Annotated in this window: 19 protein-coding genes and 1 riboswitch; of the genes, 13 read left to right on the top strand and 6 right to left on the bottom strand. The window is 66.1% G+C overall.

What is annotated here, in order from left to right; all coding sequences use genetic code 11:
• Window positions 1-53 precede the first annotated feature (53 nt).
• A riboswitch (cobalamin riboswitch) is annotated at window positions 54-292 on the top strand.
• Between the two features lie 183 nt (window positions 293-475).
• From cobW to cobJ, 6 genes are read left to right on the top strand one after another with little or no spacing between them, the layout of a single operon-like run.
• Complete coding sequence (gene cobW, locus J3474_RS13615) at window positions 476-1,513, top strand: cobalamin biosynthesis protein CobW (protein WP_207094545.1); 1,038 nt, start codon at window positions 476-478, stop codon at window positions 1,511-1,513.
• 7 nt (window positions 1,514-1,520) lie between these two features.
• Window positions 1,521-4,799 (top strand): cobaltochelatase subunit CobN, encoded by a 3,279-nt coding sequence (gene cobN / locus J3474_RS13610; RefSeq protein WP_207094544.1) that lies wholly within the window; start codon window positions 1,521-1,523, stop codon window positions 4,797-4,799.
• Complete coding sequence (locus J3474_RS13605) at window positions 4,796-5,911, top strand: cobalamin biosynthesis protein CobG (RefSeq protein WP_207094543.1); 1,116 nt, start codon at window positions 4,796-4,798, stop codon at window positions 5,909-5,911. The genes cobN and J3474_RS13605 overlap by 4 nt, the downstream gene beginning before the upstream one ends.
• The gene (locus J3474_RS13600) at window positions 5,911-6,540 is read left to right on the top strand and encodes a precorrin-8X methylmutase (RefSeq protein WP_013833175.1); all 630 of its coding nucleotides are present in this window, start codon (window positions 5,911-5,913) and stop codon (window positions 6,538-6,540) included. The genes J3474_RS13605 and J3474_RS13600 overlap by 1 nt, the downstream gene beginning before the upstream one ends.
• Complete coding sequence (gene cobI, locus J3474_RS13595) at window positions 6,537-7,274, top strand: precorrin-2 C(20)-methyltransferase (protein WP_207094542.1); 738 nt, start codon at window positions 6,537-6,539, stop codon at window positions 7,272-7,274. Before J3474_RS13600 ends, cobI begins: the two co-directional genes overlap by 4 nt.
• A gap of 32 nt (window positions 7,275-7,306) precedes the next feature.
• The gene (gene cobJ, locus J3474_RS13590) at window positions 7,307-8,083 is read left to right on the top strand and encodes a precorrin-3B C(17)-methyltransferase (RefSeq protein ID WP_376706534.1); all 777 of its coding nucleotides are present in this window, start codon (window positions 7,307-7,309) and stop codon (window positions 8,081-8,083) included.
• Here the strand turns inward: cobJ and J3474_RS13585 are convergent.
• A complete protein-coding gene (locus J3474_RS13585) occupies window positions 8,047-8,808 on the bottom strand; it encodes a cobalt-precorrin-6A reductase (protein WP_207094541.1) in 762 nt (253 codons plus the stop codon). The genes cobJ and J3474_RS13585 overlap by 37 nt on opposite strands.
• Here J3474_RS13585 and cbiE point away from each other — a divergent pair.
• From cbiE to bluB, 6 genes are read left to right on the top strand one after another with little or no spacing between them, the layout of a single operon-like run.
• On the top strand, window positions 8,807-10,033 hold the full coding sequence (cbiE, locus tag J3474_RS13580; RefSeq protein ID WP_207094540.1) for a precorrin-6y C5,15-methyltransferase (decarboxylating) subunit CbiE: 1,227 nt from the start codon (window positions 8,807-8,809) through the stop codon (window positions 10,031-10,033). The two genes, J3474_RS13585 and cbiE, sit on opposite strands and share 2 nt — an antisense overlap.
• Window positions 10,030-10,401 (top strand): cobalamin biosynthesis protein, encoded by a 372-nt coding sequence (locus J3474_RS13575; protein ID WP_207094793.1) that lies wholly within the window; start codon window positions 10,030-10,032, stop codon window positions 10,399-10,401. Before cbiE ends, J3474_RS13575 begins: the two co-directional genes overlap by 4 nt.
• Window positions 10,398-11,183: a precorrin-4 C(11)-methyltransferase gene (cobM, locus tag J3474_RS13570; protein ID WP_207094539.1), complete on the top strand. Its 786-nt coding sequence runs from the start codon at window positions 10,398-10,400 to the stop codon at window positions 11,181-11,183. The genes J3474_RS13575 and cobM overlap by 4 nt, the downstream gene beginning before the upstream one ends.
• Window positions 11,180-12,487: a cobyrinate a,c-diamide synthase gene (locus tag J3474_RS13565; protein ID WP_207094538.1), complete on the top strand. Its 1,308-nt coding sequence runs from the start codon at window positions 11,180-11,182 to the stop codon at window positions 12,485-12,487. The genes cobM and J3474_RS13565 overlap by 4 nt, the downstream gene beginning before the upstream one ends.
• Entirely contained in the window at window positions 12,484-13,266 is a 783-nt protein-coding gene (cobF, locus tag J3474_RS13560) for a precorrin-6A synthase (deacetylating) (protein ID WP_207094537.1), read from the top strand. The genes J3474_RS13565 and cobF overlap by 4 nt, the downstream gene beginning before the upstream one ends.
• On the top strand, window positions 13,263-13,910 hold the full coding sequence (bluB, locus tag J3474_RS13555; RefSeq protein ID WP_207094536.1) for a 5,6-dimethylbenzimidazole synthase: 648 nt from the start codon (window positions 13,263-13,265) through the stop codon (window positions 13,908-13,910). The genes cobF and bluB overlap by 4 nt, the downstream gene beginning before the upstream one ends.
• 115 nt (window positions 13,911-14,025) lie before the next feature.
• Here bluB and J3474_RS13550 read toward each other — a convergent pair whose 3' ends face one another.
• From J3474_RS13550 to xylB, 3 genes are all read right to left on the bottom strand, one after another.
• On the bottom strand, window positions 14,026-14,754 hold the full coding sequence (locus J3474_RS13550) for a TetR/AcrR family transcriptional regulator (protein ID WP_207094535.1): 729 nt from the start codon (window positions 14,752-14,754) through the stop codon (window positions 14,026-14,028).
• A 440-nt stretch (window positions 14,755-15,194) separates the two neighbouring features.
• Window positions 15,195-16,508 carry a xylose isomerase gene (xylA, locus tag J3474_RS13545; RefSeq protein WP_207094534.1) on the bottom strand — a complete coding sequence of 438 codons (1,314 nt, stop codon included), beginning with the start codon at window positions 16,506-16,508 and terminating at the stop codon, window positions 15,195-15,197.
• 14 nt (window positions 16,509-16,522) lie between these two features.
• Window positions 16,523-17,965 (bottom strand): xylulokinase, encoded by a 1,443-nt coding sequence (gene xylB, locus J3474_RS13540; RefSeq protein ID WP_207094533.1) that lies wholly within the window; start codon window positions 17,963-17,965, stop codon window positions 16,523-16,525.
• A gap of 388 nt (window positions 17,966-18,353) precedes the next feature.
• On the opposite strand from xylB, the gene J3474_RS13535 reads away from it, so the two are divergent.
• Complete coding sequence (locus J3474_RS13535; protein WP_013833187.1) at window positions 18,354-19,763, top strand: MFS transporter; 1,410 nt, start codon at window positions 18,354-18,356, stop codon at window positions 19,761-19,763.
• A gap of 32 nt (window positions 19,764-19,795) precedes the next feature.
• Here the strand turns inward: J3474_RS13535 and J3474_RS13530 are convergent, their stop codons facing one another.
• Together J3474_RS13530 and J3474_RS13525 are read right to left on the bottom strand one after the other, a co-directional pair.
• Window positions 19,796-20,614: an alpha/beta fold hydrolase gene (locus tag J3474_RS13530; RefSeq protein ID WP_207094532.1), complete on the bottom strand. Its 819-nt coding sequence runs from the start codon at window positions 20,612-20,614 to the stop codon at window positions 19,796-19,798.
• The gene (locus J3474_RS13525; protein ID WP_207094531.1) at window positions 20,598-21,878 is read right to left on the bottom strand and encodes a M24 family metallopeptidase; all 1,281 of its coding nucleotides are present in this window, start codon (window positions 21,876-21,878) and stop codon (window positions 20,598-20,600) included. The genes J3474_RS13530 and J3474_RS13525 overlap by 17 nt, the downstream gene beginning before the upstream one ends.
• Window positions 21,879-22,078: the final 200 nt, after the last annotated feature.

The raw sequence follows: 22,078 nt of genomic DNA, 5'->3' as shown, positions 1-22,078 counted from the left end.
CTTGGCGGTCGATCTGTTCTAGGGCCTCGCTTCGAAGCACGGATCGATTCTGTGCTTCGAATGATCGCGCCGGTGCCCCGAAAGGGGCTTAATCGGGAATGCGGTGCGGGAAGGTCTCTCCTTCCCAAAACCGCGGCTGTCCCTGCAACTGTGAGCGGATAGCGAGATGCACACGGTTCCCTTCCTCACGCGAAGGGCCGGCCACTGGGTGAAGCCGCAAGGCGATCCGGGAAGGCGTGCATCAAGCAGTGACCCGCAAGCCAGGAGACCTGCCGGCGCACCGGTCGCTCTTGCCTTGATCCAGGGGATGGTCACGGCACGGTAATTCTTCCGTCTGAGCGACGAAGCTGTGCGGCTGGGGCTGCACGAACGCGCGATAACGGGTGCCTTTTCGCGCCCGCCCGTCGCCGCGCGTCGGTCGGATTCGCTTCCGGCAAGCCCCGCCGTTGTCGCCATGGCGCGTGGGGAATTGCCGATGCCTGACCTGTCCAAGGTCCCTGTAACGATCATCACCGGTTTTCTGGGCGCGGGTAAGACCACGCTCATCAGCCATCTCATCCGCAATGCCGGCGGTCGCCGCCTGGCGGTCGTCGTCAATGAATTCGGCACGCTGGGCGTCGATGGAGATATCCTGAAGTCGTGCGCCATCCCCGACTGCCCGGCAGAGAACGTCGTCGAACTGGCCAATGGCTGCATCTGCTGCACCGTCGCCGACGACTTCATCCCCACTGTCGAGAAGCTGCTGGCGCTTGAACCCCGGCCCGATCACATTCTGATCGAAACTTCGGGTCTCGCGCTGCCCAAGCCGCTGCTCAAGGCTTTCGACTGGCCCGCGATCCGCAGCCGCATCACTGTCGACGGGGTGCTTGCCCTTGCCGACGCAGAGGCCGTGGCCGAGGGCCGGTTCGCACCCGATCTCGCCGCACTCGAGGCGCAGCGCGCGGCCGACCCGGAAATCGATCACGAGACGCCGCTGTCCGAAGTCTTCGAGGACCAGCTCGCCTGCGCCGACATGGTGCTGCTGACCAAGGCCGACCTTGCCGGCGCCGAGGGCCTTGCCCGCGCGCGTGAAGTCATCGCCGCAGAAGCCCCGCGCCCGGTCCCGGTCATCGAACTGAGCGAGGGCGTCGTCGATCCGCGCGTGATCCTTGGCCTTGGCGCTGCTGCCGAGGACGATATTGCCGCGCGTCCCTCGCACCACGATGGCGAGGACGATCACGAGCACGAGGATTTCGACAGCGCCGTCATCGAACTGGGCGAAATCGCCGATCCCGCTGCTCTCGCCGCACGCATCGAGACACTGGCGAGCGATCACCGGGTGCTGCGGGTGAAGGGCTATGTCGCGGTAGCCGGCAAGCCGATGCGCATGCTGGTGCAGGCGGTCGGCGCGCGGGTACGCAGCCACTACGACCGCCCCTGGCGCCCCGATGAAGCGCGCCTCACGTCGCTGGTCGCCATTGCCGAGCACGATTACCTCGATCCCGCTGCGATAAGGGCCGTGCTGCAGGGCTGAGGCCGCGATGCACGTTATCTTCCGCGAGACCCACGGGATCGAGGAAGCCTCCGTTCCGCAGGATCTGGGGCAGGCTCCGGCCGATCTCGTGGTGCTGTCGTTTTCGGACAGCGACCTCGGCGCTTTCGCTGCCGGGTGGCGCAGCGCGCGCGATGCGGGGGACAGTCCGCCCTCGCTGCGCCTCGCCAATCTTGCGGCACTGACGCATCCCTTGTCGGTCGACACCTATGTCGAGCGCACGCTGGCATGTGCGAAGGCGATCCTGGTACGGATCATCGGCGGGCTTCCCTACTGGACTTACGGCCTGCAGCAGGTGGAGGCGCTGGCGCGTTCGCGCGGGATCGCGCTGGCCGTGCTGCCCGCAGACGGGCGCGAGGACGAAAGGCTCGATGCCGTCTCGACCGTTCCGGTTTCCACGCTGCGCGAACTGACCCGCCTTTGCGATATCGGCGGCGCGGTTGCAGCGCGGGCAGCCCTTTCACGGCTCGCGCAAGCGGGCGGCCTGCTGGCGGACGGCAAGACCGGGCGCGAAGTCCGGGCCATTCAGGCGCTGCCGACTGCCGGGGCGTGGCTTCCAGGTGAAGACACGGCCTGTCCGGCGGCCTTTGCCCTGACAGCATCCCGCCCGCGCGTGCTGCTCGCGTTCTATCGATCCTATCTCAGCTCCGCCGATCTCGATCCTTTCGAGGCACTCCACGCGGCCTTGCGCGCACGCGGTTTCGATGTGCTGGGCCTTTACGTGCCCTCGCTGAAGGCCCCTGAAGTTCGCGGCTGGGTGGATCGCTGGGTGCGGGCGCTGCAGCCCGCGGCGGTGATCAATGCGACCGCCTTTTCCGCGCGTGACGATGAAGGCGCGACGCCGCTCGACGGCGCCGGTGTCCCGGTGTTCCAGGTCGCGCTGGCGACGAGCGGACGGCAAGCCTGGCAGGATGCCTCGCGCGGTCTGTCGCCGGCCGATCTCGCCATGCATGTCGTGCTTCCCGAAGTCGACGGCCGCATCTTTGCAGGCGTGGCCAGCTTCAAGGAAGCCGCCGCGCGCGACGATGCCCTTGAATTTTCGCGCAGTGCCCACCGCGCCGAGCCATCGCGGATCGAAGCGATTGCCGCGCGCGTCGCGGGGTGGATCGCGCTGGGCCGGAAACCCGCGGCAGAGCGGCGCCTTGCGATGGTTCTCTCGACCTATCCGGGCAAGGGCTACCAGATGGCCCACGCTGTCGGGCTGGATGCACTGGCCTCCGCCGATGCGATCCTCGCCGATCTGGCGCAGGCCGGTTACACGGTCGAATGCGGCCATGACCTTGTGGCGGGCCTTGGCGAAGCAACCGCCAGTTGGCCGCTCGGCGCCTATCGCGCCGCTCTGGCCCGCTTGCCTGCAGCGCTGCAGGCCGATCTGGCCGAGGCCTGGGGAGACGCCGAAAGGGACCCCGCCGTTGCCGACGGCGCCTTTCATTTTCGCGTCGTGGAGCTTGGCCATGTCCTGGTCGCCCTGCAGCCCGAGCGCGGCTGGTCTGCCGAGCGTGACGAGGATTACCACGATGTCTCGCGTTGCCCGCGTCATGGCTATGTTGCCTTCTATCTCTGGCTGCACGAGCGCCGGGTCGATGCGCTCGTCCATCTCGGCGCGCACGGAACGCTTGAGTGGCTGCCGGGTAAATCGGTAGCGCTTGGCGATGCCTGTTGGCCTGAGGCGCTGACCGGCGCCCTGCCTGTCATCTATCCTTTTATCGTCAACGATCCCGGCGAGGCGGCGCAGGCCAAGCGCCGGATCGGAGCCGTTACGCTGGGACACGCACCGCCGCCGCTGGCTCCCGCGCAGCAAGGCGCAGGACTGACGCGCCTCGAGGCGCTGCTGGACGAGTTTTCCAACGCCGACGGGCTCGATCCGGCGCGGCGTGACAGGCTGCAATCGGCCATCCGCGAGGAAGCGCTGGCGCTGGGGCTGGAGGCTGAACTCGGTCTCGACGGCGCGACCTCGCTGGTCGAGGCGATCACCCGCATCGACCGCTTCGTGTGCGACGTGAAGGAGAGCCAGTTCGGCGAGGGCCTGCATGTCTACGGCCGCGGTGAGCAGGGCGAGGCGGAGCGCAGCGGACTGCTGGCCGCACTGGCCGGACGACGTGTGGCGGCAGGGCCATCCGGTTCGCCATGGCGCGGGCGCTCCGATGTCCTGCCGACCGGGCGTAACCTCTTCGCGGTCGATCCGCGCGCGGTGCCTTCGCGCACGGCCCATGCGCAAGGCGTGGACCTCGCCGAGGAACTGGTCCGCCGGCACCTGCAGGACCATGGCGACTATCCGCGCGGTCTGGTGGTCGACCTGTGGGGCTCGGCGACGATGCGCACGGCGGGCGAGGAGTTCGCCATGGCCCTGCACCTGCTTGGCGCAAAGCCGGTGTGGGACAATGCTTCCGAACGCGTGACCGGAGTGGAAATCCTGCCGCTGGCCATGCTCGACCGGCCCCGCATTGACGTGACGCTGCGCGTCTCGGGTCTGTTCCGCGATGCGTTTCCGGTCCTTGCCTCCCTCTTCGGGATGGCGGTGCGCGCGCTGTGCGAGAGGGACGAGACGCCGGAGTGGAATCCTTTCGCCGGCAGGACCGCAGCCCCGCGCGTCTATGGCCCGCGTCCCGGGCGCTATGGTCTCGGTCTGCGCGATACGGCCGAGACTTATACCGACGAAGCGCGCCGGGCTGCCGGTGAAGCCTGGCTTGCGGCGTCCGACCATGCGCTCGACGGGCAGGACGAGGCGCCCGATCCTGCGGGTTTGCGTGAGCGCGTCGCGGGGGCTGACGCTTTCGTGCACCTACAGGACCTGCCCGAGACCGACCTGCTGCTTGCGGCCGACTATGCCGCGCACGAGGCGGGATTTGCCGCAGCGCAATCGGTTACCGGCGGCAAGGCGGCGCTCTACCACCTCGACAATCGCGATCCCGCCCGGCCGCATGCCCGGACCTTGAACGAAGAGATCGCGCGCGTCGTGCGGGCAAGGGCGGCCAATCCGCGCTGGGTTGCCGAGATGATGCGCCACGGCTTTCGCGGGGCTGCCGAACTGGCCGCGACGCTCGATCACCTTGGCGCCTTCGCGCATCTCTCCGCTTCGGTGCCGCCGCAGCTGTTCGATCTCTATCACGACGCGACGCTCGGCGAGCCGGAAGTGCGGGCGTTCATGGCGCGCGAAAATCCCGAAGCGCTGGCAGCCATGGAAGCCCGCTTCGCCGCGCTTCATGCCGCTGGCCTGTGGCAGACGCGGCGCAACTCGATCCTCGCCAGCCTGGGAGGCGGGCAATGAGCGGTTTCGCGATCAGGGGCTGGTGTCCCGATGCATGGCATCCGATGGCGGCGGGAGACGGCCTGCTGGTGCGGGTGCGTCCCCGCCTCGGGCGATTGAACCGCAAGCAGGTGCTGGGCCTGTGCGATGCCGCGCTGACCTTCGGCAATGGCCTGATCGACCTGACCCGCCGCGCCAACTTCCAGCTGCGCGGGGTGAGCGAGGCTGAGTGGCCTGCGCTTATTGCACGGCTCGTCGAACTGGAACTGGTCGAGGCCGATCCCGTCCACGAGAAGAAGCGCAATCTCCTTGTCGCGCCCATCTGGCAGGAAGCCGACGATACTGCGCGGATTGCCGCTGAACTCATCGCAAGGCTCGGTGAGTTGCCGGAGTTGCCGGGCAAGGTCGGTTTCGTGATCGACGCCGGGCCGGCCCCTGTCCTGCCGGGGGAGGCGGGTGATTTCCGGATCGAGCGTGCGGCCAGCGGCAGCCTGATCCTGCGCGCGCAGGGCCGGACCGCGGGCGCGGAAGTGACCGCTGGCGCGGAAGTCGACCGCCTGATCGCCATGGCGCGCTGGTTCGCTGAAAACGGCGGGCCTGAGGCCGGTCGCATGAGCCGGTTCACAGCTGCACTTCCCGAGTGGGCGCAAGGCTCGCTGCTGCCTGCGCGGGGGTCTTGCCCCTTGCAGCCCGGCCCGACACCCACAGGTGCGGCATGGGGCGTGCCTTTCGGACAGATCCCGGCACTGGCGCTGGCCCGCCTGATCACAGACCCGGCGGCGACGGCACTGCGCACCACTCCCTGGCGGCTGCTCATCGTCGAAGGCGCCGCCTTTGCGCCCGTGGAGGGGCTGGTGGACGATCCGGCCGATCCGCTCCTGCGCGTCGATGCCTGCCCGGGGGCGCCGTCTTGCCCGCAGGCAAGCGTCGAGACCCGCGCGCTGGCGCGCCGCATCGCTCCGCAGGTCACCGGATGCTTGCATGTTTCTGGCTGCGCGAAGCGCTGTGCGGCGACCGGGCGGGCCGATGTGACGCTGATCGGCCGCGAGGGGCGATACGATCTTTCGGGCGAGGGGCGCGAGCGCCTCGCTCTTGGCCGGGACGAGGTCCTGGCTCTTTTCGGAGCAGGCTGATGCCGCATGACTATGAAACCGATGGCGCAGCGATCTACCGCCAGTCCTTCGCCACGATCCGGGCCGAGGCCGAGCTGACGGCCTTTTCGCCCGAAGAAGAACCCGTTGCGGTGCGCATGATCCATGCCGCGGGCATGGTGGAGCTTGCCCGGCACGTCCGCTTCTCGCCGGGCTTTGCGCAAGCCGCGCGAGAGGCGCTGGCAGGCGGTGCGCCGATCCTGTGCGATGCGCACATGGTCTCCGAAGGCATTACCCGGGCCCGCCTGCCTGCGGACAATCCGGTGCTGTGCACGCTGCGCGCACCCGAAGTACCCGAACTGGCGAAGGCGATGGGTAATACGCGCTCCGCCGCAGCGCTGGAATTGTGGCGGCCGCATCTTGCGGGGGCGCTGGTCGCCATCGGCAATGCACCCACGGCGCTGTTCCATCTGCTCAACATGCTTGAGGACCCGGCGTGCCCGCGTCCGGCGGCGATCGTCGGCTGCCCGGTCGGTTTCGTCGGTGCGGTGGAATCGAAAGCGGCGCTCTGGGCTGCGCCGCCGGTGCCGTGCTGCATTGTCGAGGGCCGACTGGGCGGCAGTGCGATCACCGTGGCTGCCGTCAACGCGCTTGCGAGCCGCGCCGAATGACTGGGGGCGTGACCTGCGGCACCATCCATGGGGTCGGCCTCGGTCCGGGCGCGGTGGACCTGCTCAGCGTGCGGGCCGACCGGCTGGTGCGCTCTGCCCGTCATGTCGCCTACTTCCGCAAGGCCGGCCGGCCGGGACAGGCGCGCCGCATTGCCGATGAACTGCTCCGTCCCGACGTGATCGAGATTCCGCTGGAGTACCCGGTCACCACCGAGATCCCCTTCGACGATCCGCGCTACAAGGCCTGTCTTGCCGAGTTCTACGCGCAGAGTACCGAGCGTCTTCTGGCGCTCGCCCGCGAAGGTGAGGACATCGTCGTCCTGTGCGAGGGCGATCCCTTCTTCTACGGCTCGTTCATGCATCTGCATTCGCGGCTGACCGGGCATGTTCCGGTCGAGGTCGTGCCAGGGATCACCGGCATGTCGGGGGCGTGGAATGCAACCGATGTGCCGATCACATGGGGCGATGACGTCCTGACCGTCTTGACCGCGACATTGCCCGAGGCCGATCTGGAGAGGCGCATCCGCGATACCGATGCGCTGGTGGTGATGAAGATCGGGCGCAACCTGGCCAAGCTGCGCCGCGCCGTCGCCGCGGCCGGGCGCGAGCAGGATGCGTGGCTGGTCGAGCATGCGGCGATGCCGGACCAGCGCGTGACCCGCCTTGCCGAGGCGGAGAACGTGACGCCCTATTTCTCGATCCTGCTGATCCACGGTCAGGGACGCCGCCCGTGAGCGGGGCGCCGGTATTGAACGGGGCGCCGATAGTGAGCGGGGCGCAGGATCGGGGCCGGGTCTGCGTCGCCGGGCTGGGGCCAGGCGACGAGGCGCTGGTGACCGGCGAGGTCACGCAGGCGCTGTCCGAGGCAACCGATGTGATCGGCTATATCCCCTACGTTGCGCGGATTGCGCCGCGCGAAGGGCTGCGGCTGCATCCTTCGGACAACCGGGTGGAACTGGACCGCGCGCGCCATGCGCTCGACCTTGCCGCGCAGGGGCGTCGCGTCGTCGTGGTGTCTTCCGGCGATCCGGGCGTCTTCGCGATGGCCTCGGCCCTGTTCGAAGCGCTGGAGGCGGGGCCTTCTGCGTGGCTCGACATCGATATCCGCGTGCTGCCCGGGATTACCGCGATGCTTGCGGCAAGCGCCCGCGCCGGAGCGCCCTTGGGGCACGATTTCTGCGCGATCAACCTTTCGGACAATCTCAAGCCCTGGGACCTGATCGAGAAGCGCCTGCGCCTCGCCGCCGAAGCGGACTTCGCGATGGCGTTCTACAACCCGCGCTCCGCGTCGCGCCCTGCAGGTTTCGCACGGGCCCTGGAGGTTCTGCGCGAGGCTTGCGGGCCCGAGCGGCCGATTCTCTTCGCCCGCGCCGTCACCACGCCCGACGAGGAATTGCGCATCGTGAGCTTGCGTGAAGCGCGGCCGGAGATGGCCGACATGCGCACCGTTGTGATCGTGGGGTCGAGCCGCACCCGCATCATCGCGCGCGAGGGCGGGCCGATTCTCTATACGCCGCGTTCAGCCGTGGAAGCTGCCGCGTGATCCAGCCAGTGCAGGACCTCAAGCGGATCGTGGACCTCGCGCCGTGCGGGAATGGCGGGGCGGTCGATCATCACCACCGGCAGGCCCAGTTCGCGTGCCGCCACGAGCTTGGCCTGCGCGCCGGTTCCTCCGGCATTCTTGGACACGACGAGTTCGATGGCGTGCTCGCGCATCAGCCCGATGTCGCCATCGACAGTGAAGGGCCCGCGATCGACGACGAGGCTGCGGCGCGGCAATGGCGGCGGGCCCTCGGGCGCATCGACGAAGCGCAGCAGGTAGTGATGCTGCGGCTGCGCGGCGAACGCGCCGACATGCATGCGGCCCAGCGCCAGCATGACCCTGCGGGCAGGCCCGGCAAGCGAGGACACAGCGGCGGCAACGTCCGCCACGTGACGCCAGCGATCGCCTTCCTGCGGTTCCCATGCCGGACGGGTGAGGGCGATGAGCGGCGTTCCGGCAAGCTGCGCGGCGGTGACGGCATTGGCGCTCATGGTTGCCGCGAAGGGGTGCGTCGCATCGATGAGGTGGGTCACCCGGTTTTCCCGCATCCAGTCGGCAAGGCCCTCTGCACCTCCGAATCCGCCGACGCGTACCGGGACCGGCTGCGTACGGGGGGTGGTGGTCCGACCCGCGTAGCTGAGCGTCGTGTCCACGCCGGCATCGGCGAGCAGGCGGGCCAGAGCGCTTGCCTCGGTAGTGCCGCCCAGCAGGAGAACTTTCGGCATGGCTGACACTTCCTCCTTCACTGGCCCCGGTCGGTGGCTGACTATCCTCGGCATCGGCGAGGATGGGGTGGAGGGGCTTTCGGCCGCCGCGCGCGATGCACTTGCGCAGGCCGAACTGGTGATCGGCGCCCCCCGGCACCTTTCGCTGCTGCCCGCGCTTAGTTGCCGCGTCGAGGAATGGCCAGTGCCCTTTGCGCTCGGCATCGAAGGGTTGCTGGCCCATCGCGGGAAGCGCGTGGTCATGCTCGCTTCGGGCGATCCGTTCTGGTTCGGCGGCGGAGCCTCGGTTACGCGGCATCTCGAAGCGGGCGAATGGATCGCACATCCCGTGCCCTCGACGTTCTCGCTGGCCGCTTCGCGCCTGGGATGGTCGCTGCAGGATACGGTGTGCCTGGGCCTTCATGCCGCGCCGCTGCCGCGTCTGCGCCCGCATCTGGCCGCAGGCCGCAGGATGCTGGTCCTGCTGCGGGACGGGAATGCTGTGCGCGATCTGGCCGCCTATCTGGGCGAGCAGGGCTTCGGTCCATCGGATCTCCATGTCCTCGAGGCGCTGGGCGGCCCGCGTGAGCGGGTGCGCCGCGTGCGGGCTGACGCATTTGCTTTCGGCGATGTCGCTCACCCCGTCGCGGTCGGCATTGCCTGCGCCGGGCAGGGGCGCGCCTTGCCTTGCGCCTCTGGACTGGCCGACGACCTGTTCGACCACGATGGCCAGATCACCAAGCGCCCGGTACGCGCCCTGACGCTTTCCGCGCTTGCCCCCGTGGCGGGTGAGACCTTGTGGGACATCGGCGCGGGATCGGGCTCGATTGCGGTCGAATGGCTGCTGCGTCATCCGGCGAACCGGGCGGTGGCCTTCGAAAGCGATCCGGTTCGGGCGGAGCGGGCCCGGGCCAATGCCCGTGCGCTCGGCGTCGACCGGCTCGAGGTGGTGACCGGCCGTGCCCCCGGCATTCTCGATCAGCGACGGGACGATGCGCCCGATGCCGTCTTCATCGGCGGGGGGCTGTCGCAAGCGCTGCTGGAAAGCCTGGTGACCATGCTTCCTGCCGGAACCCGGCTCGTCGCCAATGCCGTAACGCTGGACTCGGAAGCGCTGCTGGCCCAGTGGCAGGCGGAGAAGGGCGGCGATCTCCTGCGGATCGAACTGGCCCACGCCGCGCCGCTCGGCAGTCGCCGGGGCTGGCGAGCAAGCTTTCCCGTCGTGCAGTGGAGCGTCGTCCTGTGATTGTCGCCGGTTTCGGTTTCCGGCAGGGCGCAACCCTGCAGTCGCTGGAGGACGCGCTGGCGCTGGCGCAGCAGTTCTCGCCGCGCGTGACCCTGCTCGCCACAGCGGCGGACAAGGCGGCGAGCCCGGAATTGGCGCGTCTGGCCGCGGTCCTGGGTCTTCCGCTGACCGGCGTTTCGGCGCAGGTGCTTGCCCGCATCGTCACGCCCACCCAGTCGGATGCAAGCCTTGCCAGCCACGCAACCGGGAGCGTGGCCGAAGCCAGCGCCCTGGCCGCCGCCGGCCCCGGCGCGCAGCTGATCGCGGTGCGCCACATTTCCCCCGACCGCATGGCGACATGCGCCATTGCCCAAGGATCGATCCCATGACCGTACACTTCATCGGCGCCGGCCCCGGCGCGCCCGACCTCCTGACCTTGCGCGGGCGCGATCTGATCGCGGCCTCGCCGGTCTGCCTCTATGCCGGGTCGCTGGTGCCTGCCGCAGTGCTCGATCACTGTCCTCCCGGCGCGCGCATCGTCAACACCGCGCCGCTCGATCTCGACGCGATCATGGACGAGATCGCCGCGGCCCACGCTGCCGGTCACGATGTGGCGCGGCTCCATTCGGGCGACCTTTCGGTATGGTCGGCAATGGGTGAGCAGCTCAGGAGGCTGCGGGCCTTGGACATTCCCTTCACCGTGACGCCGGGCGTGCCCGCTTTCGCGGCAACCGCAGCAGCGCTGGAAACCGAGCTGACCTTGCCGGGCCTTTCGCAGTCGCTGGTCCTTACCCGAACTTCGGGCCGGGCGAGTGCGATGCCGGAAGGGGAGAGCCTGATCAATTTCGCAGACACCGGCGCGACGCTGGCGATTCACCTCTCGATCCATAACCTGGCCCGGGTCGTGGCCGACCTGACACCGGCCTATGGACCCGACTGCCCGGTCGCGGTCGTCTGGCGCGCAAGCTGGCCCGACCAGCGGATCGTGCGCGGCACGCTGGAAACCATCGAGGCAGAAGTCGCTGGCAGCATGGAGCGCACCGCGCTGATCGTCGTCGGGCGAGTGCTGGCGGGGGAGGGCTTCGATGAAAGCTGCCTCTATTCCCCCGGCTATGACCGCCGCTTCCGGCCGCAGGATGCATCCTCGCGCTTTGCCGGAGGCATCGCATGAGCACACCCGGACTGCTCGTCGCCGCGCCCGCCTCGGGAACCGGAAAGACCACTGTCATGCTCGGCCTGCTGCGCGCATTGAGCGAGGGCGGCGACACGGTCCAGCCGTTCAAGAGCGGGCCGGACTATATCGATCCCGCGTTCCATCGGGCGGCCTGCGGGAATGCCTCGTTCAATCTCGACAGCTGGGCGATGGACACAGGCTTGCTGGATGCCGTCGCGGCGATGGCAGCCGAGGCGGACATCTGCGTCGCCGAGGGCTCCATGGGCTTTTATGACGGCGTCGCCACGCGCGGGGCGGCCGGCAACGGCGCCAGCGCGGACATCGCCCGGCGCATGGGCTGGCCGGTGATCCTGGTCCTCGATGTGTCCGGCCATGCCCAGTCCGCCGCGGCGACGGCGCTGGGGTTTCGCCGTTTCGATGCGCGCATCCCCTTCGCCGGGGTGATCCTCAACCGTGTGGCAAGCCCGCGCCATGAACGCCTTGTCCGCCGGGGGATGGAGGCCATTGGAATGCCGGTGCTGGGCGCGTTGCCTCGGCGCGGCGACCTGACCTTGCCGGAACGCCACCTCGGGCTGGTGCAGGCTGCAGAGCAACCCGAGCTCGACCGCAAGATCGCCGATTATGCCGCCTTCCTGCGCGAACATGCCGACCTTCCGGCGATCCGCAAGGCGGCGAGGGCGCTTGAGCGCGGAGAGGGATCGGGCCTGCCGCAGCCTCCTGCGCAGCGCATCGCCTTGGCCCAGGACGAGGCCTTTTCCTTCATCTACGCGCACATGCTGGAAGGCTGGCGGCGGGCAGGCGCGCAGATCATGCCATTCTCTCCCCTGGCCGACGAGGCACCCGACAAAAGCGCGGACTTCGTCTGGCTGCCGGGTGGCTACCCCGAGCTTCATGCCGGCCGGATCGCCTCGGCGTCGCGCTTCCTTGCCGGTCTGCGCCGCCATGCCGAGACCCGTCCGGTCCATGGCGAATGCGGCGGCTACATGGTGCTGGGCGAGGCCCTCGTCGACAAGGAAGGCGCACGTCACCCGATGGCCGGCCTGCTTGGCCTCGTGACCAGCTACGCGCAGCGCAGGATGCACCTGGGCTATCGCAGTGCGCAGTTGCTGGGACCCGTGGCCAACCTGACGGCGGGGTCCCGTCTGCGCGGTCATGAGTTCCATTACTCGACGATCCTCGAGCAGCCCGACGAGCCGCTGGCCGCAGTTACCGATGCCGACGGTAGCGTCGTGCCCGAAACCGGGTCGCGGCGCGGCCGGGTGACCGGCACGTTCTTCCACCAGATCGCTCCCTACGCATGATCGCGCTCAGCCTCATCGGGATCGGCACCGGCAATCCCGATCACCTGACCATGCAGGCGCGGCGGGCCATGAACGAGGCCGACCTGATTCTGCTGCCGCGCAAGGGTGAGGCGAAGGCGGACCTGCTCGACTTGCGCCGGGGCATCTGCGCGCAAGTGCTGGAGCGGCCCGTCCGCGTCGTCGAATTCGACCTTCCGGTTCGGGCTACGCACGGCGATTATCTTGAAGCGGTCAACGACTGGCACGATGCCATCGCCCGGACTTGGGCCCGGGAAATCGCCCGAAACCTGCCGCAAGGCGGACGTCTGGCGCTGCTCGTCTGGGGCGATCCCTCGCTGTACGACAGCACCTTGCGCATCGCCGCGCGCCTGCAGAAAGGCGGCTTGGATCTGAAGATCGAAGTGGTCCCCGGCATCACCAGTATCCAGGCCTTGACCGCCGCCCACGCGATTGCGCTCAATCGCCTTGCCGAACCTCTCGTCGTGACCACCGGCAGGCAGTTGCGCGAAAAGGGCTGGCCGCAGGGGACCAATGTTGTCGTCGTCATGCTCGACCGCGGATGCGCCTTTGAAACGCTGGAGCCTGAAGGAATAGAGATATGGTGGGGTGCCTATCTCGGCATGGAGCACGAGGCCCTGATCCACGGCTCCTTGCCAGTGGTTGCCGATCGCATTGTCGAGGCGCGTAAGGCATTGAGGGAGCGCTACGGCTGGATTATGGATACATACCTGATGCACCGGACCTTCAACGACAAGACAGGGGCAGGGAGAGCATCTTGACGCAGGCTCCTCCCAGCTTCGATGCAGCGTTTGCCGCGCAGCTTGAGCAATTGCTGCACTGGCGGCGCGATGTGCGGCATTTCGACACGCGCGCCATTCCCCGCGGCGATATCGAGCATCTGCTCCGCTGCGCAAGCCTGGCCCCGTCGGTGGGCAATTCCCAGCCATGGCGCTTTGTGCGGGTGCGCAGCCCCGGTTTGCGGGAACGACTGGCCCGGCACGTCGACGAGCAGAGCGCACTGGCTGCCGATCGCTACACCGATGCGAAGCAGCGCGATCACTACAAGTCGCTCAAGCTGCACGGTTTGCGCGAAGCGCCCGAAGTCATGGCCGTGTTCTGCGATGGCAAGCCGGTCGCGGGGAAGGGGCTGGGCATTGCGACGATGCCGGAGATGCTCGACTACTCGGTGGTCATGGCGATCCATACAATGTGGCTGGCTGCCCGGGTGCGGGGGATCGGCATGGGTTGGGTCTCGATCGTCGACCCCCGGTTCGTCAGCGAGCTGCTCGACGTTGCGGATACCTGGCGACTCATCGCGATCCTGTGCATCGGTTACCCTTGCGAGGCGGCCGCGACGCCCGAGCTGGAAGAACGTGGCTGGCAGGCCCGCGAAGCCTGGAAAGAGCGCACTTGCGAGAAGTGAAGGGCATATCGGTCGGCACCGACACTCAATTTCAACCGACAATTCGAAAGGCGCCGGTATCTGCGCGTCCTTCTCTCTTTCCGGCCCGGTGGTGGCCTTTTCGGGACTTGGTCAATCAGGAGGTGCTGCGGCTTCTTCCGAACTTGAGATAGGCCAGGATCATCTCGCTGAGTTCGTGAAGCATCATGCTCCAATCACTATGGTTTGCCGCAGGGTCGATGGACTCGAGGCTCAACTGGCGGACCAGCGTGGAAAAGGCGATGTGGAAAGCCATGGCGGCCTTCGTGTCCGCATCGCCAGAGATCTCTCCGCGAAAGCGGCTCAGGTCGCAAGCGAGCGATTCGGTCGATTCCCGGTGGCGCCGGTTACCGGAGTGGGACACTTCATGGTCGACGGTTGCGCGCCGCATGGCAAGCCGCAGCATAAGCGAATTCTTGCGCAGGATGTCTGAGAACGCGCGGACGTAGGCTGGAATATACGCGTCCAGGTTCGCTGAATTATTCAGGGCTTCGGCAAAGGCGCGGTTCTCGTCATCGGCCATGACTGCCAGTTCGCGTTCGATCACGGCGCGGACCAGTTCGTCCTTGCCTGCGAAGCGATGATAGATCGAGCCGGTCGACACCTTGCCGATATTGCTGACTTCCTGAAGCGTGAAGTCCTCGCCGCCACGCTCGATCATGAGTTTCCTTGCTGCGGTCAGCATGCGGTCCAGAGAAGCCTGGCTGCGCGGTTGCATTGGCTGGCGGGACTCGGTCTGGCTTGCCGAAAGCGCGTGTTCGGACTTGGCTGTCCCGGCCTTCGGAGCGATCGCCGCCAGTTTCATGTTGGGCTTTGGTTTGCTCATGTTGTCCCTGTCATCGAGCCCAGTCGCCTGCCGTTCTTGAATGGCGACCTGATTTTGAGCGAGGCAACCGGTTGCTCGGGTGAACTAAAGCAGATCCGAGGATGCGCAAGGATCGCAGCCCGATCCTTGCTGTCGTGTGGGCTGCATCTGCCATATTCATCGCTGGTCATTCGATCCATTTCGGCAACGGTACTTTGACGCATCCCGTCTCTTGCGCATCTACAGAATCGTATTCTGGTTCTATCAAGGTGCAAGCGGTATGGGAAACGTTGGGCAGATCGAGAAGAAAGCGCTGGAAAGATGAGGTCAAGGCCGATCCGGGGCCAGGCCAGGCGCCGCAGAGTCGGCCAGCCCATCGGGCGCAGTAATATCGGGAAACGAAAGACCCGCCGTCTGCTGATGCAAACGGCGGGTCTTTATCATGTCGGTGTCGATCAACCTCAGAAGCGGTTGACGTAGTTCTCGCACCATTCCTGACGGCCGGACTTCGGCTCGGGTGCGCGATTGGAATGGACCGCGATATCGGCGATAGAAGCAAGGGTGGCGTCGGGCGCATGGATCTTGCGGCCAAGCTCACCCTTCCAACCTGCGTAGCGATCCGCGCGGAAGGCCTCCAGGCGGCCATCCTCGATCATGGCAGCGGCGCGCAGGAAAGCCCTGGCGATCGTGTCGACGCCGCCGATGTGGCCATGCAACAGGTCTGCCGCGTCGATCGACTGGCGACGCACCTTGGCATCGAAGTTGAAACCGCCGGTGGTGAAGCCGCCGGCGCGGATCACTTCGAGCATGGCGAGCGTCAGTTCTTCCACCGAGTTGGGGAACTGGTCGGTATCCCAGCCATTCTGCGGGTCGCCGCGGTTGGCGTCGATGGAGCCGAAGATGCCCAGCGCGCGCGCCATCGCCAGTTCATGCTCGAAGGTGTGGCCCGAAAGCGTCGCGTGGTTTGCCTCGATGTTGACCTTGACCTCGCTTTCGAGGCCGAAGCGCTTGAGAAATGCATAAACGGTCTGCGTGTCGAAGTCGTACTGGTGCTTGGTCGGCTCGTGCGGCTTGGGCTCGATCAGGATGGTTCCGGTAAAGCCGATGCGGTGCTTGTGGTCGACCACAAGCTGCAGGAAGCGGCCGAAGTTCTCCTGCTCGATGCCGATCTCGGTGTTGAGGATCGTGTCGTAGCCTTCGCGGCCGCCCCACAGGACGTAGTTGGAACCGCCGAGGCGATGGGTGGCTTCCAGCGCATCTCGCACCTGCATGGCCGCCCAGGTGTAGACTTCCGGATCGGGATTGGTCGCAGCGCCCGCCATGTAGCGCGCATGGCCGAAGAGATTGGCAGTGCCCCACAGCAGCTTGCGGCCGTGCCTGGCCTGCAGTTCCTCGAGATGATCGACGGCTTCGGCGAAGCTGGCGCGGAAACTGGTGGCGTCCTCGGCGTCCGCCATCACGTCCACGTCGTGGAAGCAGTAGAAGGGCAGGTCGAGTTTCTCGACGAAGGCAAGCGCGGCTTCGCGTTTGGCACGCGCGGCCTTGGCGTCGTTCGGGCCGGCGTGCCAGGGACGGGTGAACGTGCCCGCGCCGAAAACGTCGCTGCCCGGCCAGCAGAAGGTGTGCCAGAAGCAGACGGCGAAGCGCAGGTGATCTTCGAGCCGCTTGCCCATGACCATGCGGTCCTTGTCGTACCAGCGATAGGCAAGGTCGTTCGCGCTTTCCGGGCCTTCGTAACGGACCGTGTCGAACTCGGCGAAGTATTCGGCAGACATCCTTCTTATTCCTTTCACAGTTCTCGAACTGCCGCATAGGCGCGGCGGAATTTCTCAAGCTTGGGTGCCAGGCGCTCGGCCAGCAGCGGATCGGGTGCGATGGCGTCGATGACGGCTGGGCGCACGCACGCCTGGGCTGCCGAAGCGCCGGTCGCGGCCATCATCGCGAGCTTGGCTGCACCCAGCGCAGGACCGACTTCGCCGCCGTCAAGATATTCGAGCCGCACGTCGAGTGCAGCGGCGAGGATCGAACCCCAGTAGCGCGACCGTGCGCCGCCGCCGATGACCGACAGTGACGAAACATGCGTCCCCGCTTCGCGCAGTGCAGCAAGACCGTCGGCATGGGCGAAGGCCACGCCTTCCAGCACTGCCGCGGCCAGGCGCGACTGGTCGGTCCCGTTGTCCGCGCGAAGGAATGCACCGCGCACATGCGGGTCATTATGCGGAGTTCGCTCGCCCGAAAGATAGGGGAGGAACAGTTCCGGGCCGTTCGCCGCGCCGGCCCGCTCGGCAAGGGAGAACAGGTCGGCCGGTGCAGCCAGCCCCATCAGGCGCGCGGCCCAATCGACACAGGATGCGGCGGAGAGGTGGACGCTCATCTGGTGCCACATGTCCGGCAGGCAGTGACAGAAGGCATGCACCGCCTGCCCGGGATTGGGACGAAACTGCTGCGTCGCCACGAAAATCACGCCCGAGGTGCCGAGCGAGAGCAGAGCATCGCCGTCCGAAATCATCCCGATCCCTGCAGCGCCGCCGGCATTGTCGCTTGCGCCTGCCGCGACGGGAACGCTGTCCATGCCCCACCGCGAAGCAATCTCGGGGCGCAACTGCCCGGTCACTTCGCTGCCCTCGAACAAATTGGGCATATGTTCGCGCGAAAGGCCTGTGGCCGAAAGGAGAGCATCGCTCCAGTCGCGCCGGGCAACATCGAGCCAGAGGGTGCCAGCAGCATCGGACATGTCAGTCGCCTTCTCGCCAGTCATGACGAGGCGGACGTAATCCTTGGGCAGGAGGACCGAGCGGACTTCGGCAAAGATCCGGGGTTCGTGGCGGCGCACCCATTGAAGTTTGGGAGCGGTAAATCCCGGCATCATCAGGTTGCCCCCGATGCGCCGCGAATCCGGTTCGGCCGCCTCCAGGTCTTCGCATTCCTGGAAGCTGCGACCGTCGTTCCAGAGGATGGCAGGACGCAGCGGGCGATCGTCGGCGCCGAGCATTGTCGCTCCATGCATCTGCCCGGCCAGTCCGATGGCCTGGGCCTTGGCGCGAAGTGGCGCCGAAAGCCCCAGAACGGCAGCCTCGGTAGCGGCCCACCAGTCGTCGGGTGATTGTTCCGACCACAGCGGCTGCGGACGCGAGACTGTCAGCGGGGCAGACGCCTGGTCGCGCACGGTTCCCGCCGTGTCGATGAGCACCGCCTTTACGCCGGACGTGCCGATGTCAATTCCCAGAAACATGCCCTGAACAACTCTCCCATCCGATTCACGATCGATCATTCTAGTCCTTAAGATAGCGCTACCATAGCTCCAAAGGCAAGAGACTAAGGGCATTTGTGAGCGGCGATCCGATCAGGTTGCTGAATTGCGGGTGCTATTTGCGGCGGGTTCCCGCGCACTGCATTGCAGCGCGCTTGTCGGCGCCTTGCGGACTGCACAGGGGCGAGGCGCCAAACCGGAAAGGCGCGGGGAGGCTGGGCGGCGTGAGGCCGCGAAGGTCGCGCGAGGTGGAGGACGATTCTGCTGGTTACGGATCCGCACGTGTGCCGGACCGCGAGCAACTCTTCACCTGACGGATAGTGTGACAACATTTTTACATGCGCGGGCGATGCTGAGAGATAGTCCGGCCATGGACATCTCTCGACCCGCAGCCGCCAGTTCCGCGAAACCGCGCGCCGAGGGGAGCGAGCCGGAACGCCTGCCTTTCGGGGTGTGCCTGGGTTTCGGAGTCGGCTCTTTCGGCGTGTCGATCATGCTCAACGTCGTGACGATCTTCTTCCCGGTCCTGATGACGACCATTCTTGGCCAATCTGCGGCGCTTGCCGGAGTGCTGCTTACGGTCTCCAAGCTCTACGACATCATGGCCGATATTCTGATCGGCGTAGCCAGCGATCGCACCAGGAGCCGCATGGGCCGCCGCCGCCCCTACCTGCTCGCCGGCGCGATCATCGGTGCGGTTTCGCTGCTGATGGTTTTCGCGCCGCCTGCGCTCACGGGTGTGGGGCTGACGGTGTATATGGCCGTGGCCCTGGTCATCTACTCGACCGGATATTCGCTCTTCGCTGTGCCTTACGTGGCCATGGCGGGCGAGATGACCGACGGTTACCATGAGCGAACCCGCCTGCTGTCCTTCCGTACCTTTTTCATTGCCATCGGTCAGCTTACTTCGGCTGCCGTCATGGCGATGATCGTCGAGTGGGGCGGGGGGGGCGGACCCGGATATGCCTGGATGGGCGCAGCGGCCGCCTCGCTCGTCTTCACGACCATGGTGATTTCCTTTGTCGGCACCCGCAAGGCCAAGCGCGTCGAACGGGACGTAAGGACCAGTGTACCGGCGAAGGAGCAATGGCTCTCGTTGCTGCGTAACCGATCCTTCGTTCAGCTGATGACCGCCAAGATGTTCCTCTATCTCGCCATTTCGGTGATCAGCACCACGAAGTTGCTGTTTCTGCTCAACGTGCTCAAGGTCGGTTACCAGGGGCTGGTCCACCTCACCTTGTCGCAGAACATCACTGCCATGATTGTCGTACCGTTCTGGACCTGGTGCGGACGTCGCTTTGGCAAGACCGCTTCGTACCAGGCCGCGATCCTTTGTCTTGCCCTGCTTTACGCAAGTTATGCGTTCACCGCTGAGGGCATTACCGTAACCGAACTCTGGATCCGCGGTACGATCAACGGAATAGGCGCGGCCGGAGTCACCCTGATGGGCATTTCGATGTTACCGGATGTCATGGAGTACGACCGCAAACTTACCGGTCAACGCCGTGAAGGGGTCTATTCCAGTATCTACGCCTTCATGGAAAAGGTTGCCTTTGCCGTTGGTCCTGGCCTGATGGGGCTGCTCTTTGCAGCCGCCGGCTATACTGCGACCAAGGGCGGAGCGCTCGTCGCGCAATCACACTCCACGGTCCTTGCTTTGTATGCAGGGATCGCCGTCCTTCCGGCCCTGTTGGCGTTTTCCAGCTTTCTTGCGATGTCGCGTTACAAGCTGGACGAGAGGGCGCTGGCTGACATGCCCGAATATACTGTACAAGCCTGAGCCCGTTCCCCGGCAAAGCCTGGCGGCGCGCATCAGTCCACGTCTAGAAAGTCCTGCAGGAGCCGCGCGATCTCTGGGGCGGCGAAGGTGAACATGCCATGGGCGGTGCCTGGCAGTTCTCGGTAGATGCAGTGAGGAAAGCAATCGCGGTTCAACCGGGTCAGTTCCCACAGGTCGTCCTGCGCATTGATGAGAAGAACCGGCTGGCGCACCTTGCGCGCGGCTGCTTTCAAGTCGTGGTTATAGACCGCTCGGTAGCCTGCAGGTCCGTCCGCTGCGCGCAGGTTCTCCGTCACCGAACGCTGGCGCCATTCAGGATCGGCACGCGCATCGCTCAGCTGCGCAACCGTGTTCCACATGCGGGAGAGATGCGATCCGTCTTCGCAAACGGTCTTGAACGGTGCAAGGCTGCGCAGTTTCGCTGCGCGGGCCTCGGCATCGTAGGCCGCAATCGAGAACAGCGCGATCTTGCCGATCCGTTCGGGTTGCGCCACTGCCATTTGCACGGCGGTCGAAGACCCGGTGTGGTAGCCTGCAACGTCGAGGCATTCGCCCGCAACAAGGGCATCGGCCAGTGCCAGCATCGCTTCGGCATAGCCTTCGATGGAAGGTCTTTCGTGCGGGGGGTCGCTGGCGCCATAGCCAGGCGTGTCCGGTGCGATGACGGTCCGCCCCTGCGCCGCCAACAGGGGCATGATCGTTTCGTAGATCCAGCCGCTTTTCGGAGTCGGGTGGAACAGCATGAGGGGGCGCCGGGTCGGCTCTTGCGGAATGCAGATGCGATAGTGCAGCTGGCCGGGACCGACCTGCGCATAGGCGCGCCTGACCGGGATGTCAGGCCGCCGCGCCATAGGGCGTGGCTGGTCGCACGCGCAGGGAAACGTCACAGTTCGTCAACGGTTCGGCGCCGTTGGCGGTGACAAGGATCTGGTCTTCGACATGGAGGTTGCCCCAACCGATTTCGTAATAGGGCATGTCGAGCGAGAAGATCATGTTTTCTTCGAACACGAATTCGCCATTGCCGCCGGGGAGGGTGGGGCCGATCGGGATCATGTGGTCGGAATGTTCCAGGCCGATGCTGTGCGGTGTGGCGAAGAAGAATCCCTCGAAGCCGCCCTTGCGCACGGCTTCGATTACCGTCGATGTCACCTCGTTTGCGGTTATGCCGGGACGAATCGTCTTGAGCAGGGTTTCGCAGCCGATTTCCAGCGCTTTCACGCGCTCCACGACATCGGGGCGCGGGCTCCCGCAAACCGCAACGCGACCGAGATCTCCATGGTAGTTCTGGTATTCGCACAGGCCGTCGAACGTGATCGTTTCGGTTTCCAGTACGCCGCCAAGGTTATTGTTGGTCCCGTGCTGTCCGGTCGCCAGATACAGGCCGCGTCCGCCGCGCCTGGCGATTTCGACGTTGTAGATGCGTTCCAGCTCGGTGCGCGGCATTCCCACCCGCAGTGAATCGATGACGGCCTCCAGCGCTTCCTCGTTCATCCGGGCGACCTGCCGCATCAGTTCGATTTCGCGCGGGGTCTTTACCATGCGGATTTCGCGGAAAAGAGTGGTCGCCTCGCTGATCTTTACGCCGGGCAAGCCAATTTCATGCAGCCATGGCCCGATGCGTGGATCGTCGGAACCGATCCGAGCGCTTTCAAGTCCGGCTTCCTGCAAGCCCTTCTTCAGAGCATAAAGTGCATTGACCGATGCCTTGCCGCGATGCGCCTCCATGTAGGCCAGGTATTCCTTGTCGCGCGGGCTCAACGTGTCGTGCGAGATCGGCCATTTCATCCCGTATTCGACCGCTTCGGGATCTTCGACGTCCGGATCGAAATCGCGCCTGTCCTGGTATATCGGGTGGACGTAGGGCATCCGATTTTCCATCCAGGTCGCGGCCGGGTTATGGAAGAAGCGCAAGTGCTCGACGCCGGTGACGATCAGGGCGGATGGCTTGCTCTCGTCGCGTGTCAGTACCGCGTAGTTGTAGAACGAGCGGCGCATGCGCATCAGCGCCCCCCAATAGTCCGAGAGATAGTACACGTTGATCGGAGCGACGGCGACGAGAGCGTCGAGCCCTTCGCGGTCCATGATCCGGTTGGCGCGTTCGCGGTTGAGAAGCATTGTCTTTCCCTTCGCACTGGTCGGTCAGGTGATGCGTCCATTGCGGGTAACGGGGCAGGGCTGCCGCGCCGATTATCTGCACAGTGAGCAATTCGGGTGCTCACTGCTACGCGGCCTGTTGTCAGGAGGCAGATTGGGCCTGCGCATGAGACACGGAGGATGACATAGGCATCTCGGCCCCGTGGCGACGGCTTCGAAGA

The organism is Novosphingobium sp. PY1, from assembly GCF_017312445.1.
GTDB lineage: Bacteria > Pseudomonadota > Alphaproteobacteria > Sphingomonadales > Sphingomonadaceae > Novosphingobium.
This window is presented reverse-complemented; position numbering and strand designations above follow the sequence as displayed.

What these genes read in the sequence shown, in the direction of transcription:
- J3474_RS13525 (WP_207094531.1), bottom strand. Translation starts at nt 21,878, where the DNA reads ATGCTTCTCAACCGCGAACGCGCCAACCGGATCATGGACCGCGAAGGG.
- cobW (WP_207094545.1), top strand. Translation starts at nt 476, where the DNA reads ATGCCTGACCTGTCCAAGGTCCCTGTAACGATCATCACCGGTTTTCTG.
- J3474_RS13605 (WP_207094543.1), top strand. Translation starts at nt 4,796, where the DNA reads ATGAGCGGTTTCGCGATCAGGGGCTGGTGTCCCGATGCATGGCATCCG.
- xylA (WP_207094534.1), bottom strand. Translation starts at nt 16,508, where the DNA reads ATGTCTGCCGAATACTTCGCCGAGTTCGACACGGTCCGTTACGAAGGC.
- cobM (WP_207094539.1), top strand. Translation starts at nt 10,398, where the DNA reads ATGACCGTACACTTCATCGGCGCCGGCCCCGGCGCGCCCGACCTCCTG.
- cobI (WP_207094542.1), top strand. Translation starts at nt 6,537, where the DNA reads ATGACTGGGGGCGTGACCTGCGGCACCATCCATGGGGTCGGCCTCGGT.
- J3474_RS13600 (WP_013833175.1), top strand. Translation starts at nt 5,911, where the DNA reads ATGCCGCATGACTATGAAACCGATGGCGCAGCGATCTACCGCCAGTCC.
- J3474_RS13550 (WP_207094535.1), bottom strand. Translation starts at nt 14,754, where the DNA reads ATGAGCAAACCAAAGCCCAACATGAAACTGGCGGCGATCGCTCCGAAG.
- cbiE (WP_207094540.1), top strand. Translation starts at nt 8,807, where the DNA reads ATGGCTGACACTTCCTCCTTCACTGGCCCCGGTCGGTGGCTGACTATC.
- xylB (WP_207094533.1), bottom strand. Translation starts at nt 17,965, where the DNA reads ATGTTTCTGGGAATTGACATCGGCACGTCCGGCGTAAAGGCGGTGCTC.
- J3474_RS13530 (WP_207094532.1), bottom strand. Translation starts at nt 20,614, where the DNA reads ATGGCGCGGCGGCCTGACATCCCGGTCAGGCGCGCCTATGCGCAGGTC.
- cobN (WP_207094544.1), top strand. Translation starts at nt 1,521, where the DNA reads ATGCACGTTATCTTCCGCGAGACCCACGGGATCGAGGAAGCCTCCGTT.
- J3474_RS13585 (WP_207094541.1), bottom strand. Translation starts at nt 8,808, where the DNA reads ATGCCGAAAGTTCTCCTGCTGGGCGGCACTACCGAGGCAAGCGCTCTG.
- cobF (WP_207094537.1), top strand. Translation starts at nt 12,484, where the DNA reads ATGATCGCGCTCAGCCTCATCGGGATCGGCACCGGCAATCCCGATCAC.
- J3474_RS13565 (WP_207094538.1), top strand. Translation starts at nt 11,180, where the DNA reads ATGAGCACACCCGGACTGCTCGTCGCCGCGCCCGCCTCGGGAACCGGA.
- J3474_RS13535 (WP_013833187.1), top strand. Translation starts at nt 18,354, where the DNA reads ATGGACATCTCTCGACCCGCAGCCGCCAGTTCCGCGAAACCGCGCGCC.